Genomic DNA, 15,748 nt, shown 5'->3' with positions numbered 1-15,748 from the left:
CCCCCTGTTCTACGAAATCCGGAATCATCGCTTAGCCCGACCCGGCTTTCTCGGTTTCTGTTCAATAAGACCTGTTGCCGATAAAATGCGCGATGCCGGTAAAATCTTTTTTCGCCTGGATGTCGGGCAGCGGCTCCAGTGCGGCGATCGCTTTGTCGATATAGCGGGAAGCCAGCTCCTCCGCCCTCGTAATGCCGTTGCTGCCGCGAATCGTACGGATAAATCCGCTGATGTCCGTCTGCCCGTCCAGCTGCTGAATGCGTTGAATTTCATTCAACAAGCCCGGCCTGAGCGACTTGTCCTGAAGCGCGAAAATAACCGGCACCGTAATATTGCCTTGGCGGATATCGCTTCCGGGCGGCTTCCCGATCTCTTTCTCGGTGCCGCATAAATCCAGTATATCATCACGGACTTGAAACGCCATCCCCACATTATATCCATATGTATATAACGATTTGGACGCCGCCTCTCCGGCGCCGGCAGCGATAGCGCCAAGCTGGCAGCTGATCGCAATGAGCAGCGCGGTCTTGCGTTTGATTCTGAGCAAATAATCGCGAAATGTTTGATCCGCATTGAAAAAGTAGCGAATCTGCTCCATCTCGCCGATGCTCATCTCCACGATCGCTTTGGACATAATCTGGTGAATGAGAGGATTCGGCAGCTGTGTTACGACGCTTAATGCTTTTGCAAATATATAATCTCCGGTATACATCGCGATCCGGTTGTCCCACTTGGATCTGACCGTCAGCTGGCCGCGGCGCGTCAGAGCGTCGTCGATCACATCGTCATGAACGAGCGAAGCCATATGAATCAGCTCCAGCGGAACGGCTACATGCTTGATACGCGCGAGGTCGTACGTGCCGAATTTGGCGCCAAGCAGCACAAATACGGGCCGAATCCGCTTTCCGCCCGCCTTCAGCAGGTGAAGCGACGCTTCGCGCAGCAGGTCGTTATCGACATCGATGCTGCGTTCAAGCTCTTTTTCTATGTAGGATATGTCTTTTTTCAGTTTTGCATATAAGTCGATCAGTTTCATTCCGTCACCTGTGCCACATTTTTATCATTCCATAATTGAATACCCGCTTCGCTCTTCAGAAATCCGAGCTCCCAGGCATAACGGAAATAAAGACTCAAGCCGGCCTGCTGCTCGGGGCCGAAATCATAAATCAGCGAAGAGAAATAATGCCGCCAATAAGAGTCCGTTCCGCCGATCGCCGCTTGAGCGTCCTTCACCATGGAAGGAATGTCTGCCAACGAAGCTTTTTTGCTGTCCATAAACGCCTGGTATATACGCCGCACCAGCTCAGGATGCGCCTGGACGGTCTGCTTCCGGATTGCGCATACCGCAAAGGACATCCAATGCCCTGTCAGCCGGTTCCATTCGGCAGCCAAGTCGGTGACCATCAGTCCCGTGTCCGTCCAGCTTTCGCGGATGGCATGATCGCCTATGAGCAGCGCCGCGTCGGCGGATTTCAGCATGTCCTTCAGCACCGGCGCCGCGTAATGATATTCGGGCTCCGCATCGTAAAAGCGGCGCATAATAATTTTTAACAGATTGACGGATGTGGCCGAGGTCGTCGGCAGAGCGATCGATGCGCCCGACAGCTCCTCCAGCGGACGCCGGTGAAACAGCAAAATCGATTGCACCTGCTTATGGGCGCTGACCGACATATCGGGCAGCAGCAAATATTCGTCCACATGCTCGCCATATGAAAATGAAGAGATCGGGCCGATATCGATTCTGCCTTCCGCCATCGCTGCATTCAATTGCGTGGGGACCTGGGTAATGATCTCCACCTCTCCTTGAAAGCGTTCAAGCGGAAAATAATAAAAAAACGGCCATACGTTCGTAAAATCAATCCGACCGATGCGAACCGGCTTGTCCATGCAGCTCATCCGCCTTACCCCATCTTTTGTACAATTCATGGTCCACACCCATGCTGTCCAACACTTTTCCAGCCATAAAGTCGACCAAATCGTCTAATGTTTGCGGCTCCTGATAAAAAGCCGGCATTGCCGGGATGATCCGCACGCCCATCCGCGACAGCTTAAGCATATTTTCCAAATGAATCGCATGCAGCGGCGTCTCTCTCGGCACGATGATCAGCGGTCTGCCTTCCTTCAGCATCACATCCGCCGTCCGCTCCAGCAAATTGTCGGAGGCTCCGTTCGCGATGCCCGACAGTGTACCCATGGAGCACGGAATGATGACCATGCCCGAGGTGCGAAAAGAGCCGCTGGCTGTGCTCGCCCCGATATCTTGAACCGGATGATACAGGAAGGTTCCGGGGCCGGCCGTTGCCAGCCTGGATTCCAGCGTTTCTTTCCGCTTCGAAGCATCCCAGCCGAGCTCTTCTTTCAGCACGCGCCAGCCGGCATCGGTAATAATGAGATGAATATGCAGACCTTGCGAAAGCAGGTAGCGGCACAGCCGAACCCCGTAGACCGCTCCGCTCGCCCCGGTGATCCCGATTACCCACGGCCTGCTCATTTGCCCAGCACCACCAGATCTACCAGAGTAAAGACGAAGACGGCGATGCTTAGAACGCTGTTTAAGGTGAAAAACGCAGTATTCAAGCGGCTTAAATTTTGCGGGTTGACGATTTTATGCTCATAGAACAGCAAACCGTTGGCGGCAATAAGGCCGATCAAATATACCCAGCTCAAGTCGGTCAAATAAAACAACGTCAGCAGCCCGATCGCCGTAATCGCATGGAACCAGCGGGCGATGCGCAGCGCATTGGCGATGCCGAAGCGGGACGGAATCGAATGCAGGCCTTCTTTTTTATCGATCTCGTAATCCTGGCAAGCGTAAACGATATCGAAGCCTGCAACCCAAAATGCGATGGATACGTAAAAAATGAATGCCGTCAGCGTAACCCCGTCCGTAACCGCCACCCAGCCGCCGAGCGGCGCCAGTGCAACGGTAAAGCCCAAAATAATATGGCAGGCCCAAGTAAACCGTTTCGTGTACGAATAGAAGACAAGAAAAAAAACTGCAATCGGCAGCAATTTCATCGAGAGCCCGCTCAAATTGGCCGTTGACCAAAAGAGTAATGTGAAGGAAATCACAATGAAAATAATAGCTTCTTTGGAAGAAATCAATCCGGCCGGAATGGCTCTCCCTGCAGTCCGAGGATTTCTTGCATCGAATACTCTGTCGATCACGCGGTTCAATCCCATCGCGGCGCTCCGCGCACCGAACATCGCCATTATAATCCAGCCGATCTGTCCCCAGCCGGGCAGATGCCCGTTGACAACGACCGATCCGAGTATCGCTCCCATAAATGCAAACGGCAGCGCAAACAGCGTATGCTCGAATTTAATCATCTCTAAAAAAATTTTTGCCTTCTTCAGCAGCATGCTGACCCCACCCTCGTCTTTATTCCGCTTCCTGCTTCTTGATGCCGATATGAAGTGCTGCTATGCCTCCAGTAAGCGGATAAGCTTGTACATGGGTCAGCCCTGTTTTTCTGAATATGTCTGCTAATTTCTTATGATCAGGAAAATGAATCAATGATTCAGGCAGCCACTTGTACTGCTCGTAGCGCTTGGCTATCAATTTACCGAGCAGCGGTAATATATGTTGAAAATAAAAATAATAAAGGCTTTTGAACGGCTGCCAAGTAGGCTTGGACAATTCCAGAGATACCACCATCCCGCCCGGCTTGACGACCCGCTGCATTTCTTCGATCACTTTGACCAGATCGGGCACATTCCGCAGTGCGAAGCCGATGGTGGCATAATCGAAGGTGTTATCCTTATAAGGCAGCTGCATCGCGTTGCCTCTCACCAGCTCGATCTGCTTATCGAGGCCCCGCTCGCGAATCTTCGTGGCGCCGTAATCCAGCATGTTTTGGCTGAAGTCGAGGCCGACAACCCCGCCGGTGCCGCTATGCTCGGCAAGACTGATCGTCCAGTCGCAGGTGCCGCAGCACAGGTCTATCGCCGCACTTCCCGGCTGTACGTCCATTTTGCGCATCGTAAAATCTCTCCAGGCTTTATGCCTGCGAAAGCTGAGTATATCGTTCATTAAATCATACTTGGGCGCGATGCTTTCAAATACGGAGTGAACGAATTCTTCCTTGGATTTGGATTGCATGGTCATCACCTCAAATTTCTTCCAGCGCTTTAGGTGTCGATAGGTAGCGGGCAATAGGCTCCCCGATCGATAGAAGCTCTCTCCCCAGCTCTTTGGAGTCCAGCGAATGCAGCTTGTCTTGAAGCTGATTCATGCATGAGTCCAGCATTTGATACAGCTGTACCGTCACCTTATATTTCAGCCATATGCTCCGCAGCTTGCCGGGATCGAGTTCTTCCGCCTGCATATGCCTGCGCTCTTCCTTCGACGCCTGCTGCATAATATGCCAGTACCCCCAGCTGTCGCGAAGCTGCTGGGCTTTCTCGGATTTTGTAATTTCCTGCAGCAGAACCTCACATTGCGTGAACAGCCTAAGCACCTCCGGCCATAAGCTGTGCACCGATTCCTCCATAAAGCCGGCAAACGATAAATACAGTTGGGTGCGAACCTCAACTGTCTGCTTTATGTAATCATCCGCCGTTAATTTCAACTGCTTCATTAATTGGTAAAAATTAATTTTCAACCGGTTGGCTTCGCAAATTGCTTGGGAAATAATCCCGATCAGATCGATATGGCCGGCATGGGAGAGCAAATAGTAGAACCGTCCGCTAAAATAATCGCCTGCCAGCACTTTCAACTGCCTGGATCTTGCCGCCTTCATTTCCTTGGCCTGGTTCGTAATGCTGACCATGTCATGGGTGTCAAGGCCCATCTGAACCAATGACGTGACCAAACTGAATAGCTCGCTGTAGCTCGATAATGTGCTGTGTCTGCTCAAAAATGTATATAGAAGCCGCGTACGAAATTCAGGAAAATGCGGTAATTCCGTATGCTTTTGAATCATGTCGTATTCTATATATTTTCTCGCCATCTCCGGGATTCGATAACCACTCATATTTAGCCTCCGAACAAGTACAAAGAATCGCTTTTATCCTAATCCAAATTATTATAGCATAGTCGAAGCTTCGACGCATAATAAAAGGATCAACTTTTTATATCAAACCGGTTCTTCCATTTGGTCGTATACGTCATCCTGAAATGGGATTGCAGGTATTGCTCCATCTCCTCGATGCTCAGCGGCATAAAGACCGTCTCGCTTGGGAGCCATTTCTCGCGTCTTGCATCCGTCGCCAGCAAGAGCGTTGCCGTCGCCCCGTTGCCGGCCGTCGGGCTGTCCATGACCCGGATCAGCACTTGATTGATATTCGTCGAGCGGCTGAAAAAAGTGCGCGGAATTTCGTACATATCCTGAACGATATCGTCTTTTTCCGAAGCCGGCGAAGCCAACAGGTCGACCGAAACAATTGCGTGATTCACTTCGACTTTCCGGATACGCAGGTGGAGCGGCATTTTGCTCATCACATCCACGATGTTGTTCTCCGATACGGGCTGTGCCTTGACCGAGCGGAACACCGGCGAATTCCATCCGTTTTCCATTTTCGGCAGCAGCGACAATGCCAAAGCAACGCCGGTAGACAATAGCAAGGTGACAAGAAGCCGGGACAACCATTTCATCGGATCAAATCCTCCTCATGTACTTGACCGAAAACCGTGTCCCTATCATTGTACAACGAAAAAAAGCAGGCTATGCCTGCGAAAACTGAAAAATTATTCCTCCGTATCCATTACACCATACTTGGTCATGACCAATGCTTTGCCCCGAACCTTTACCGCCGACGTGTGCGCCGTAAATTGAGCGATCATCACTTCACCCTTATCCAGCTTCTCGGTATGATGAAATCTTGTATCCTGGCCGCGCGTCAGTCCGATGACCTGAACCCCGTTTTCCTTGGCCTTGATCACAAAATAGTCGCCCTGCGATTGATTTGTGTTGGCATCCATATTCTCTACGTCCTTCCCGTCAAATGTCGCTTACTTGTATGATGCAGAAAAACGGAGGGGATGTCAACCTTTAACCTGACAAAGCAATGAGAAAAGCACCCGGTCGAAGTTTTTCAATTCAAGCTGCCAGCCGTTTTTAAAAGAAAAGAGGCCGCCCGTTAGGCGACCATCGATTCATTCGTATAAGTCTGCTCCCGTTTGCCGTAAAATCCTTTGAATTTGTTCGGCAGCAGCTTGGATGCCAGGTGGATGACCAGATCGGCCAGCTTGACCGTGCCGTATGCAAACGCCATGCCGGCAACAACGTCGAGCACCCAGTGAATTTGCAGATACATCGTAGAGAAAATAATGGACGCACAGTAAGCCACCATCATATATTTGAAAATCCGATCCTTCTCTCTTAATGCCAAAAGCAGCATCGCGAACGAAATGGAGGTATGCATGCTCGGGAAGCAGTTCATTACGCTAACCAGCAGATCGTTCTCCGTCGCAAAGTGGCGGCCGAGCAAATCCGGCTGTCCCTTTACCCACCATACCTCGCGCAGCAAAATGAGGTTATAGAACGGCAAAATTAACGGAAATTGCATCAAATGTCCGGATAATGCGTATGACAGCATTTTTTTCATACTTCTGGTCCAGAAGCTGCGGACGATACAAATCCATAGGGAAAGCACGAAGCCGTAATTATATATCCATACCATGGCGCGGTCCAAATAAGGATGGTGGAATGCTCTGGCCCACCCTGCGCTGTTGAGCGGAATGCTGTTCATCATCGCGTCCCAATTCCATGGATGGCGGTTATTTTCAAACATCCAGTTGGCGATTTTCCACCACAGCCCGTTACCGGAGCCGTAAAAATAATAAAATACGTACAGCATCGGGATGCCAAACAAAAAAAAACGTTTCCAATCTACGTCAATTTGATCCCTTCTGACACCTAACAGGCACACTAATAATAATATCCAGCAAGCTGGACTCCAACCTCCGGCTGTCCCGATCCGCCAAATCAAGTAAATGGATGCGATAATGCCATACATGGTCCAATCCAGCGATCCGATCCAGGCTTTTGCCTTAACTCCCACTCTTTTGTTCCCCCTCTAGCGATGTCACGATGCTTGCAATTTCAGTCAATTCAGTATAGCAAAAAAGCCGGCAGCATGCTTCATCAAATTTTTACATGTGCAGCTTGCCTGCCAAAATCCTAATTCAAAAGAAAAAGACACCGATTCGACGATGTCTTTCTCATGGTCGGAGTAACACGATTCGAACGTGCGACCTCACCCACCCCAAGGGTGCGCGCTACCAGGCTGCGCCATACCCCGTTATAAAATCGGTGCCCTACGCTCGCAAACGATTGCCGGAAGCGGCAGCTTCACATTCATGCAGCGAGACGTTATGTGCCGGCGAATCGTATTATATCACACAGGCGCGGGCCCCTGCAATACTGCTGCGCACACTGTTTAAGCTTAGACACGCCGTATTATAGTAGTAGAAACAGACAGCGCCCGCTGCAAGGCTGACAGCGATTGCGGGCGTTCACCCCGATCAGCTGCCGCTGTTTAAAAGCGCTCGAATAAGATCATACTTTTATCATTAATGGTCTAAGTAGGTGCCCTATGCAAATTGGCTACATATTCGCCTATGTTTCAGCAGTTATATTTATTGTTGCAATCCTTTTCTCACCGAAGCGTCTGTCCAAGAGCGATATATATTTCACCTGGTTTATAATGGCTGCCTTGACGATCTATATTGATTTATTTTTTGGCTATATATTGGATCTTTACGACTTCGTAAAACCCAATTTAACGGTAATCGACCTCATACTTGAAGCATCACTGGTTCCGGCTGCTGGAATTTTGATCGTCAATTTCCTCCCAAAAAGAACAAGAAACTTCGCAATTTATCTCATCGCAGTTGTATGCCTGTCTATTGTTTTCGAGTGGCTGTCAACAATTACGGGATACCTTGTATATAAAGGCTGGAAGTTAATCTATTCCGTTCCGATTTATACTTTAGGAGTAATGTATCTGAGATGGCATCTTCATTATCTTCGCAGAACAACAAAGTAACTTGCCCTATTTGATCTTTCTCGCCGAACCTTAAATCCCATTCGACAGCTTGAAATTTATTTGCTTGAAGTCGCCGCGGCATTCGATTGAATCGTATAAGGAGCGAACATTTCATGATACTGGCTACTAACGCGGCTTTCTTATTAGCTGCCATTTTTTCCGGAGCATATAAGAAATGGAAAGCATACTATGCATCGATAGTTTTTGTCTCTTTCTGCAATCTTCTATATAACCAGTTGTGCCGCGATCATCTAACCTGGTCGTATCATCCCGATTTCTTGTTAAATCACAGTACTATAGACTTGTTTAATTGTTTCGTTCTTTTGCCTGCTACTACCGTTCTGTACCTGCACTTCCTGCCGGCTCATACAATGAAGCAAATTTATTACTACCTCGGGTGGATTGCCGGTTTTTCCGCACTCGAATATTTGTGGTTCCTGTCCGGCTACATAACTTATCATTATGGATGGAATATTTTTTGGTCCATTGGTTTTTACTTTGCCATGTTCTACGTGATCAAAACCCACCATAGAAACGTGAAGAAAGCGCTGCTTGTATCGCTTGTTTCGGTTGTCTTCCTGATGATTGTATTCAAAGTCAAGATCTGAGCTGAAAAACTGTCCACAGTAATCCTCAAATATCCACCTCGATATCAAAGCAACCATCTCCGATCCAAACCATCTTGAAACGTCTCCCCCATTCTTTCTAATCCATTATTCCAAAGTAAAAAACTACCGAACAAAAGGCGCGTCCTATTCCAGCGTTAAGCAGGGCGTGCAGGCGACTGTCACAAGCCCGTTACAATAGCAGAAAGGCAGATGGTGGTCTTCATGATGAAGCGACCTGAAAACGGCTTTCAAACCGTTCTGATAACATTCAAAGCAGCGCTGTCACTAAATCAAGCGTCCATATATACAATTATCGCAAAAACACCCAAACCGGGAATCGGCTCGGGTGTTTGGGAATGTAGCACGGGTATGTAGAAAAACGAGGTTATTACTGAATACCGTCTCTCAAAGCTTTACCGGGCTTGAAAGCCGGAATTTTGCTGGAAGGGATATCGATCTCTTCGCCAGTTTGCGGGTTACGTCCTTTACGAGCGGAACGTTCACGAACTTCAAAGTTTCCGAATCCAACCAGCTGTACTTTGTCGCCGCCTTGCAAAGCTTCGGAAATTGCTTCAAAAACAGCTTCGACTGCTTTCGTTGCATCCTTCTTGGAAAGCTCCGAGGTTTCTGCGACTTTATTAATCAATTCAGATTTATTCATGCCATTCACCTCCCCCCACAATATCTGTTATTACCCTTTGTTTACTGAAAAGTTTAAAAATATACATACAAATCAAGGAAAATCGAACAAACAAGAATATATTAATACACCCAGGTCGCTTTTTCAAGTACAAACAATAAAAATGCACCCAAAGGAGTGCATTTTTAGCGGATTTCTTATAATATAATGGCAATTAGGCCTCCCGAGCCTTCATTAATAATTCGGCCCAGCGTTTCCTGCAGCTTGTAACGGGCATTGTCCGGCATCATCGCCAGTTTTCCTTGAATTCCCTCGCGTACGATGGAGTGCAGCGATCTGCCGAAAATATCGGATTCCCATATTTTAAGCGGATTATCTTCAAAGTCCTGCATCAAATAGCGGACGAGCTCTTCGCTCTGCTTCTCGGTCCCGATAATCGGTGAAAACTCCGATTCGACATCGACGCGGATCATGTGGATCGAAGGGGCGGTAGCTTTCAGCCTCACTCCGAATCTGGAGCCCTGCCGGATCAGCTCGGGCTCATCGAGCGCCATTTCCTCCAAGGTTGGCGGCGCAATGCCGTAGCCGGTCGTTTTGACCATTTCCAGCGCTTCGGCAAAATGATCGTATTCGCGCTTGGCATGCGTGAAATCCTGCATCAGCTGCAGCAGGTGATCCTTGCCGCGGATCTCCACGCCGACGACTTCCATCAGGATGCGGTCATACAGCTCATCGGGAGCATACAAATCGATTTCTGCAACGCCCTGACCCATGTTCATGCCGGCCAATGCAGCTCTATCAATAAATTCATATTCTTCAAAATGGCTGACGACGCGGTCAACGTCGCGTAATCTGCGAATATCCTGCACCGTTTCGCGAACCGAATTTTCAAAGTGGGAACGGAGCCAGTGGGTATCCTCGAGCACCATGACCCAGCTTGGCAGATTGACGTTCACTTCGTGAACCGGGAATTCGTAGAGCACCTCCCGCAGCACCGAGGTCATATCGTCCTCGTTCATGTTGGCGACGCTCATCGCAACAACCGGCACATCATGCTGCGATTGCAGCTCGCTGCGCAGCTCTTGTGCGATTTCGCCGTTCGGCTTCGTCGAGTTCACGATGACGATAAACGGCTTGCCGACTTCCTTCAGCTCGTTAATGATGCGGGCTTCCGCATCTACATAAGAGGACCGCGGGATTTCTGCTATCGTACCGTCGGTCGTAATGACGACGCCTAATGTGGCATGCTCTTGAATGACTTTGCGCGTGCCGATTTCGGCAGCTTCCTGGAACGGAATCGCTTCGTCGAACCAGGGCGTATTGATCATGCGGGGGCCGTTCTCATCCTCATAGCCTTTGGCGCCGTCAACGACATAGCCTACGCAATCGACTAACCGAACGTTTACATTCAGTCCTTCAGCCACGTGCAGTTGAACCGCCGTGTTCGGTACGAATTTCGGCTCCGTCGTCATGATAGTGCGGCCCGCAGCGCTTTGCGGCAGTTCATCCGTCGCCCGGATACGGTCGGCTTCGTTCTGAATGTTCGGCAGCACGATCGATTCCATAAAGCGTTTGATAAACGTTGATTTTCCCGTACGGACCGCTCCAACGACCCCCAGATAAATATCCCCGCCTGTTCGCTCTGCAATGTCCTTAAAGATATCTACTTTTTCCAATGAGAATCCCTCCTACAGGTTGTTTAAGACGAAACTCGTACTATGCTTTCGGACTAGTAAAAATATATGTACTAGCAGAAGAATTATGATGATTATTCTCTATTTTTATTTTTACTCACTTCTTGCCCGAAACGGCCCTTAGCCCAAGCCGAAGCATGATCTCTAAGTGAATATATGAAAACCGGCGATGGGATATGCCGGAAACGCAAAAAAACCTCCGGGAACGCCCTTGGGGCATCCGGAGGCCTGGATAGTTCGGGTTTTACGGCTTGTCAACCGGCATCGGCTGCCCGTTTTGCCAGCTGTAGGCAAAAGAACGCGCCGGCACGTAAAATGATTCTTTGACCAGCAACTCTCTTAAATCTTGTTTGGCGTCAAGATTGCTTTTCAGCGATTTTTTATCGATTAACCGCATCAGCTCTTCGGAATAATCGATCCCTATCTGCCCGGATTCGCTCATCACGAATGGAAGATTGACCTGCCTTGTATACACACTCTGTACCTGAACCGGCTTTTTGTTCATGGCCGCATAATCGATCCTCGTAAAAGAAGGCGCAACCTGCTCGCCTTTAGGCAGCTTACCGCCGTTCTTCGACTTGTATTCATCTACAAATCTTTGCACCTCGACGGCCTGCTGATAGGAAACGAGATCCATCATTTTGACAGTCGGCTTCGTCTCCGGATCGACCAGCACATAGATCGCCGTCCCGCCGTTTTCGAACGCGTTGGCCGGAACATTGCTCAGCAATGCGCGTTCCTTCAGCTTTTTAAAGTCGATCGGGTATTTCTCGTAAAGCGGAGTAGACTCCGTACTGTTTTTAATAGGGAGAACGGACGTTTTCGCATGGAACTGCTCGACCGCATTTTGCACGACGACAACGTACTCCCCGGTTGCCACCTGATTTTCTTTGCGCATCTCATTCGGATACATGCAGCCCGCCAACAGTGCGCACAGCAGCATAAATGCGGCTGCGACGGCCGTCTGTCTTGCTCGATTCATTATGATTCATCCTCCCGCTGCATTTCCAACTGCTTGCGGACCGCCGCTTTCAGCGGGTCCTCCGGAAGCGTGACCGTAACATTCCCAATCACCTTCGCCTGACAAGCCAGCCGGTAGCCCTGCTCCTGCAGACCGCCCAGCTTCAGTCGTTCGTTCTGGTTCAAGGGGGTCAGTCCGGCAGCCGACGGGGCCGGCACCAACACTTTACACATCAAACAAGAGGCATTCCCTCCGCAGCGCGTGCGGATTTGTACTCTGACCCTGCGGGAAGCGTCCAAAATCGTTGTTCCCGGACGTACCTCGATCGTTTTGCCGTTCGGCATGAACGTGATATGAACTCCCATCGCCTGTTTAACTCCTTTATGCATTCGGAGACAACGGCGGGTGCGCGCATACAACGCTCCGATGCGATCCCGCCCGCTCTACTGTTAGTATACCGTATTTCAGCTCTGCTTGTTCGTTTATGGCTGCAGCAGCCTTTTTAATCGGGCCTTCACCTGCTTGCCCAAACGGTTTCTCCGCATCAGCTCGCGCATAAACGGTGTCATCCCTTTGCTGCGGCTGCGCATGACGCCTGCGATCGCCTCGTACCGGTCAGGCCGGTCCCTCAGCACGTTGAACAGCAGCTCATGCTCGAGCGGCATCAGCTTTAAGGGGGGCAGCGAAACGTCGGATTCCGTCTCAGGCTCCATGACACCACCGGTGCGGATCGCAATCGGCTGCGATTGGACCAAATAGCCGGCTTCTACGCGATAGACGCTTTCATGAGCCGTTACTTCGAACCCGCATACCAACTCTACCTTTATATCTTCGATGCTGTAATGGCTAAGGATCGAGCGGTACATTCCCGAACGATCCTCCGTCTGTTCGTCCACGGCATAACCCGACAGCGCCCGGTGCAGCTCGGACGCGCTTTCGTCGTCCGCATACAAATCCAAATCGCGCGGGGGCGCTTGAAGCGGAACGCCGTGAAGCAGCAGTCCGCAGCTGCCGCCAACGAGCCACGGTTTATCGACGCCGCGCAGACGCAGCTGAACCTGCCTGAGCGCGTTTTCCAAATGATCCAACGTTGATGGCAAGCAGAAAATCCCCCTTTCCAAGCAAGCCCCCGAAAGTAAAAACCGTTTCTAAAAATATGGCTTATGAACGACCGTAACCGGACCTTCCTGCCGCACTGACGCCTGACAGCCAAGCCTGAAGCCTTCCTCGAGCTCTTCCGGCTCCAGGCGATCAAGCTCGGCATCCGTCGGCTCATTCAGCAACAGCCGGCCTTCGGTTACGAGACAGCGGCAGCGGGCACAAGTGCCGCGCGTGCAGGAAAAGCCCCAATCGACATCATGCTTAAGAGCCAAATCCAGCAAAGTAAGCTTGGATTCGGCGGGAACTTCTTTATGTACCTTTCTTCCTTTTAACGTGATCATGGTCGGCTGTACTCCTTCGGCAATTAAATCGTTACGTGAGACCCGTTATAATAGAGAGACTAGCATATACAGCAAAATAGGCACAAACAGAAGAAAAGCGACCGTTGATAGCACAAGCCTGAGAAATCCGGTCGTTTTGGCGCGCGCAAAAGAGATCAGCAGCGATGCTCCGACCATCAGTCCGATTGCGATAAACGACGCCCACATTTTATCCATGGAACTCATTACATCATGCCCCTAACCGTAAAAGTTTCCGAAAGTCGGTTAAACAAACTTGATTATAACACAAAAAAAGCATAAGCGCCCTTCCGGGAAGCCTATGCCACAAAACCGTCTATTTTTTAATCATTTTCATCAGCTGCTCCACGCTGGATGCATCCATTTTGCTGGATTTGATTGCCGATATGAGTTCTTTCATGGTCGATTCGGAGACCGGTACATTCACCAGGCTGGATACCTGCTTAATCAACTGCTTGAGCTGCGCATCGCTTTGAACGGTTGACGGCTTAACCCCGCTCGCCAATTTATATATATCTTTCTCGTTGACTGTCTTACCGGTTTTTTTCTTGACGACGTTGAGCACGTCCTTGGGCATATTTTTATTTGCCACTGTCCTGTCCCTCCTTAACCCCATACTTCCGCATTCGCAGAGTATGAATCTAAGATAGTTTATGTACAGGAGTGACGATCCGTGTAGGCGGCCGTCTAACCGAACCACTTTGTTTGAACCTGCTTGGCCACTTCCTCGATTTCATGGGTGCGCCCCCGTCCCATCAAGTCTTCAACCGCTGTCCGGGGCGATTTTCCTTCAAAAAGAACGGCATACAGTTCATCCGCAATGGGCATCGAAATATCGTACTTTTGCGAAAGGATGCAGGCGGCTTGTGTCGTTCTGACTCCTTCGACCACCATGCCCATCTGCTCCAGCACCGTTTCCAGCGAGTTTCCCTGGGCCAGCATGTAGCCGGCGCGCCAATTGCGGCTGTGCTTGCTCGTACAGGTTACGACGAGGTCCCCGACGCCCGCCAGGCCGGAAAAGGTTAGCGGATTGCCGCCCATCGCCGTACCCAAACGCGATATCTCGGCCAATCCCCGGGTCAGCAGCGCCGCTTTGGCATTGTCGCCGAAGCCGAGCCCGTCGCTTAATCCCGCACCCAGCGCAATGATGTTTTTCAATGCGCCGCCAACCTCGACGCCGATCATATCCGGATTCGTATACACGCGAAAATATGTATTGATCAGCAAATCCTGCGCCTTCTCCGCGGCTTGCGGATCGGCAGAGGCCACGACCACCGTCGTCGGACATTGGGTGATGACTTCCTCCGCATGACTCGGTCCCGACAGTACGACAATCGAGTCCGCGTCATAATGCGGCAGCTCTTCGGCCAAAACCGTGCTCATGCGGCGCAAGCCCGCCGTCTCGAAGCCTTTCGTCGCATGCACCAGCACCGTATCCTTTTGCAAAAAAGGGCGCATCTGCCTCGCCACCTCGCGCATGGCGGCGGATGGGGCCACGACGATTACGGCGCTTGCGTCCCGCAGCGCCTCCTCCATCGAGGCCGTAGCGCGGACGTGCGGCGGCAGCTCGACGTCTCCAAGAAACCGGCGATTGCGATGCTCGACGTTAATTTCCGCAGCCTGCCGCTCACTGCGTGTCCACAGCATAACGTCGTGCTGATTTTCCGCCAATACGGAGGCGATGGCCGTCCCCCAGCTTCCTGCGACAAGAACGGATACTTTATCGGTCATATGCGCTGTCTCCTTGAGCCAACGGTTGATCGGACATCGTTACCGGCCGGTCAACCGGAGTTATTTTTTCTCGAGCCGAGTCTGTTTTCATTTCCCTGCACGAGTCTTATAATGTTGGAACGGTGGCGAAACCAGGCAAATGCGAAGACGACCAGGCTGAAGCAAAAAACTTCGACCGGAAAGTGCATGAACCATACGAAAATAGGTAAAAGTGCTGTAAACAGCAGCGATCCGAGCGAAACGTAACGTGTTGCGGCAATAGCCAAAATGCAGACGATACCTGCGAAAACGGCGGGCAGCGGGGCCAAAGTCAGCATCACGCCGATCGTTGTGGCAATCCCTTTTCCTCCGCGGAAGCCGAAATAAACCGGCCAATTATGGCCTACGATCGCCGCGACGCCGCAGAGCACGAGCAGCAGCGCACCGCCGTCGCCCAGCCAGCGGCCGAGCAGCACGGCGATAATGCCTTTCATCGCGTCCAGCAGCAGGACGGCAATACCGGGTCCTACGCCAAGGACCCTCATTGTATTCGTTGCGCCGGCATTGCCGCTGCCGTGGTTGCGGATATCGATACCTTTCAACAGCTTGCCCGCCAAAAAACTAAAGCTGACCGAGCCGAGCAAGTACGCGATCACAATCGGTATGACGAACCACACCAGTCA

20 protein-coding genes and 1 tRNA gene are annotated in these 15,748 nt (G+C 50.7%); 1 reads left to right on the top strand and 20 read right to left on the bottom strand.

All coding sequences use genetic code 11. The features are described from left to right. Positions 1–61: 61 nt before the first annotated feature. From hepT to E1757_RS05630, 10 genes are all read right to left on the bottom strand, one after another. Positions 62–1,036 (bottom strand): heptaprenyl diphosphate synthase component II, encoded by a 975-nt coding sequence (hepT, locus tag E1757_RS05675; RefSeq protein ID WP_133225882.1) that lies wholly within the window; start codon positions 1,034–1,036, stop codon positions 62–64. Further along, on the bottom strand, positions 1,033–1,887 hold the full coding sequence (locus E1757_RS05670; protein ID WP_342774515.1) for a menaquinone biosynthesis protein: 855 nt from the start codon (positions 1,885–1,887) through the stop codon (positions 1,033–1,035). The genes hepT and E1757_RS05670 overlap by 4 nt, the downstream gene beginning before the upstream one ends. After that, positions 1,856–2,491 carry a UbiX family flavin prenyltransferase gene (locus E1757_RS05665; protein ID WP_133225880.1) on the bottom strand — a complete coding sequence of 212 codons (636 nt, stop codon included), beginning with the start codon at positions 2,489–2,491 and terminating at the stop codon, positions 1,856–1,858. Before E1757_RS05665 ends, E1757_RS05670 begins: the two co-directional genes overlap by 32 nt. Further along, positions 2,488–3,360 (bottom strand): UbiA-like polyprenyltransferase, encoded by an 873-nt coding sequence (locus E1757_RS05660; protein ID WP_133226588.1) that lies wholly within the window; start codon positions 3,358–3,360, stop codon positions 2,488–2,490. Before E1757_RS05660 ends, E1757_RS05665 begins: the two co-directional genes overlap by 4 nt. 22 nt (positions 3,361–3,382) lie before the next feature. Continuing rightward, positions 3,383–4,102 carry a demethylmenaquinone methyltransferase gene (locus E1757_RS05655; RefSeq protein WP_133226586.1) on the bottom strand — a complete coding sequence of 240 codons (720 nt, stop codon included), beginning with the start codon at positions 4,100–4,102 and terminating at the stop codon, positions 3,383–3,385. Positions 4,103–4,112: 10 nt separating this feature from the next. Next, a complete protein-coding gene (locus E1757_RS05650) occupies positions 4,113–4,976 on the bottom strand; it encodes a heptaprenyl diphosphate synthase component 1 (RefSeq protein WP_133225879.1) in 864 nt (287 codons plus the stop codon). 89 nt (positions 4,977–5,065) lie between these two features. Then, positions 5,066–5,596: a hypothetical protein gene (locus tag E1757_RS05645; RefSeq protein WP_133225878.1), complete on the bottom strand. Its 531-nt coding sequence runs from the start codon at positions 5,594–5,596 to the stop codon at positions 5,066–5,068. A 93-nt stretch (positions 5,597–5,689) separates the two neighbouring features. Continuing rightward, complete coding sequence (gene mtrB / locus E1757_RS05640; protein WP_133225877.1) at positions 5,690–5,923, bottom strand: trp RNA-binding attenuation protein MtrB; 234 nt, start codon at positions 5,921–5,923, stop codon at positions 5,690–5,692. Positions 5,924–6,081: 158 nt separating this feature from the next. Continuing rightward, on the bottom strand, positions 6,082–7,005 hold the full coding sequence (locus E1757_RS05635) for a phosphatase PAP2 family protein (RefSeq protein ID WP_246079035.1): 924 nt from the start codon (positions 7,003–7,005) through the stop codon (positions 6,082–6,084). A gap of 163 nt (positions 7,006–7,168) precedes the next feature. Beyond that, positions 7,169–7,245 (bottom strand) — tRNA-Pro (locus E1757_RS05630). 860 nt (positions 7,246–8,105) lie between these two features. Here E1757_RS05630 and E1757_RS36890 point away from each other — a divergent pair. Continuing rightward, a complete protein-coding gene (locus E1757_RS36890) occupies positions 8,106–8,600 on the top strand; it encodes a CBO0543 family protein (RefSeq protein WP_281282480.1) in 495 nt (164 codons plus the stop codon). A gap of 388 nt (positions 8,601–8,988) precedes the next feature. Here the strand turns inward: E1757_RS36890 and E1757_RS05620 are convergent, their stop codons facing one another. From E1757_RS05620 to plsY, 10 genes are all read right to left on the bottom strand, one after another. Next, positions 8,989–9,261 carry an HU family DNA-binding protein gene (locus E1757_RS05620; protein WP_133225875.1) on the bottom strand — a complete coding sequence of 91 codons (273 nt, stop codon included), beginning with the start codon at positions 9,259–9,261 and terminating at the stop codon, positions 8,989–8,991. A gap of 176 nt (positions 9,262–9,437) precedes the next feature. Beyond that, positions 9,438–10,916, bottom strand: coding sequence for a stage IV sporulation protein A (gene spoIVA, locus E1757_RS05615; RefSeq protein WP_133225874.1), 1,479 nt, complete (start codon positions 10,914–10,916; stop codon positions 9,438–9,440). Between the two features lie 262 nt (positions 10,917–11,178). Then, the gene (locus E1757_RS05610) at positions 11,179–11,916 is read right to left on the bottom strand and encodes a hypothetical protein (protein WP_181956615.1); all 738 of its coding nucleotides are present in this window, start codon (positions 11,914–11,916) and stop codon (positions 11,179–11,181) included. Beyond that, a complete protein-coding gene (locus E1757_RS05605) occupies positions 11,916–12,260 on the bottom strand; it encodes a 2Fe-2S iron-sulfur cluster-binding protein (RefSeq protein WP_133225873.1) in 345 nt (114 codons plus the stop codon). The genes E1757_RS05610 and E1757_RS05605 overlap by 1 nt, the downstream gene beginning before the upstream one ends. Positions 12,261–12,377: 117 nt before the next feature. Beyond that, the gene (locus tag E1757_RS05600; RefSeq protein WP_246079034.1) at positions 12,378–12,995 is read right to left on the bottom strand and encodes a nucleotidyltransferase domain-containing protein; all 618 of its coding nucleotides are present in this window, start codon (positions 12,993–12,995) and stop codon (positions 12,378–12,380) included. A gap of 48 nt (positions 12,996–13,043) precedes the next feature. Further along, complete coding sequence (locus E1757_RS05595; RefSeq protein WP_133225872.1) at positions 13,044–13,337, bottom strand: 2Fe-2S iron-sulfur cluster-binding protein; 294 nt, start codon at positions 13,335–13,337, stop codon at positions 13,044–13,046. A gap of 45 nt (positions 13,338–13,382) precedes the next feature. Then, positions 13,383–13,562: a DUF2768 family protein gene (locus E1757_RS05590; RefSeq protein ID WP_133225871.1), complete on the bottom strand. Its 180-nt coding sequence runs from the start codon at positions 13,560–13,562 to the stop codon at positions 13,383–13,385. 109 nt (positions 13,563–13,671) lie between these two features. Continuing rightward, positions 13,672–13,932: a stage VI sporulation protein F gene (locus E1757_RS05585; protein WP_425464825.1), complete on the bottom strand. Its 261-nt coding sequence runs from the start codon at positions 13,930–13,932 to the stop codon at positions 13,672–13,674. Between the two features lie 110 nt (positions 13,933–14,042). After that, complete coding sequence (locus E1757_RS05580; protein ID WP_133225869.1) at positions 14,043–15,086, bottom strand: NAD(P)H-dependent glycerol-3-phosphate dehydrogenase; 1,044 nt, start codon at positions 15,084–15,086, stop codon at positions 14,043–14,045. A gap of 50 nt (positions 15,087–15,136) precedes the next feature. After that, positions 15,137–15,745 (bottom strand): glycerol-3-phosphate 1-O-acyltransferase PlsY, encoded by a 609-nt coding sequence (gene plsY, locus E1757_RS05575; RefSeq protein WP_165972010.1) that lies wholly within the window; start codon positions 15,743–15,745, stop codon positions 15,137–15,139. Positions 15,746–15,748 lie beyond the last annotated feature (3 nt).

This window comes from Paenibacillus piri (genome assembly GCF_004354045.1).
In the GTDB taxonomy this organism is placed as follows: domain Bacteria; phylum Bacillota; class Bacilli; order Paenibacillales; family NBRC-103111; genus Paenibacillus_S; species Paenibacillus_S piri.
This window is presented reverse-complemented; position numbering and strand designations above follow the sequence as displayed.

Excerpts from the sequence above, each read along its gene's own strand:
- hepT (WP_133225882.1), bottom strand. The coding sequence starts at position 1,036 with ATGAAACTGATCGACTTATATGCAAAACTGAAAAAAGACATATCCTAC.
- E1757_RS05670 (WP_342774515.1), bottom strand. The coding sequence starts at position 1,887 with ATGGACAAGCCGGTTCGCATCGGTCGGATTGATTTTACGAACGTATGG.
- E1757_RS05665 (WP_133225880.1), bottom strand. The coding sequence starts at position 2,491 with ATGAGCAGGCCGTGGGTAATCGGGATCACCGGGGCGAGCGGAGCGGTC.
- E1757_RS05655 (WP_133226586.1), bottom strand. The coding sequence starts at position 4,102 with ATGCAATCCAAATCCAAGGAAGAATTCGTTCACTCCGTATTTGAAAGC.
- E1757_RS05650 (WP_133225879.1), bottom strand. The coding sequence starts at position 4,976 with ATGAGTGGTTATCGAATCCCGGAGATGGCGAGAAAATATATAGAATAC.
- E1757_RS05645 (WP_133225878.1), bottom strand. The coding sequence starts at position 5,596 with ATGAAATGGTTGTCCCGGCTTCTTGTCACCTTGCTATTGTCTACCGGC.
- mtrB (WP_133225877.1), bottom strand. The coding sequence starts at position 5,923 with ATGGATGCCAACACAAATCAATCGCAGGGCGACTATTTTGTGATCAAG.
- E1757_RS36890 (WP_281282480.1), top strand. The coding sequence starts at position 8,106 with ATGATACTGGCTACTAACGCGGCTTTCTTATTAGCTGCCATTTTTTCC.
- E1757_RS05620 (WP_133225875.1), bottom strand. The coding sequence starts at position 9,261 with ATGAATAAATCTGAATTGATTAATAAAGTCGCAGAAACCTCGGAGCTT.
- E1757_RS05610 (WP_181956615.1), bottom strand. The coding sequence starts at position 11,916 with ATGAATCGAGCAAGACAGACGGCCGTCGCAGCCGCATTTATGCTGCTG.
- E1757_RS05605 (WP_133225873.1), bottom strand. The coding sequence starts at position 12,260 with ATGGGAGTTCATATCACGTTCATGCCGAACGGCAAAACGATCGAGGTA.
- E1757_RS05595 (WP_133225872.1), bottom strand. The coding sequence starts at position 13,337 with ATGATCACGTTAAAAGGAAGAAAGGTACATAAAGAAGTTCCCGCCGAA.
- E1757_RS05590 (WP_133225871.1), bottom strand. The coding sequence starts at position 13,562 with ATGAGTTCCATGGATAAAATGTGGGCGTCGTTTATCGCAATCGGACTG.
- E1757_RS05585 (WP_425464825.1), bottom strand. The coding sequence starts at position 13,932 with ATGCCCAAGGACGTGCTCAACGTCGTCAAGAAAAAAACCGGTAAGACA.
- E1757_RS05580 (WP_133225869.1), bottom strand. The coding sequence starts at position 15,086 with ATGACCGATAAAGTATCCGTTCTTGTCGCAGGAAGCTGGGGGACGGCC.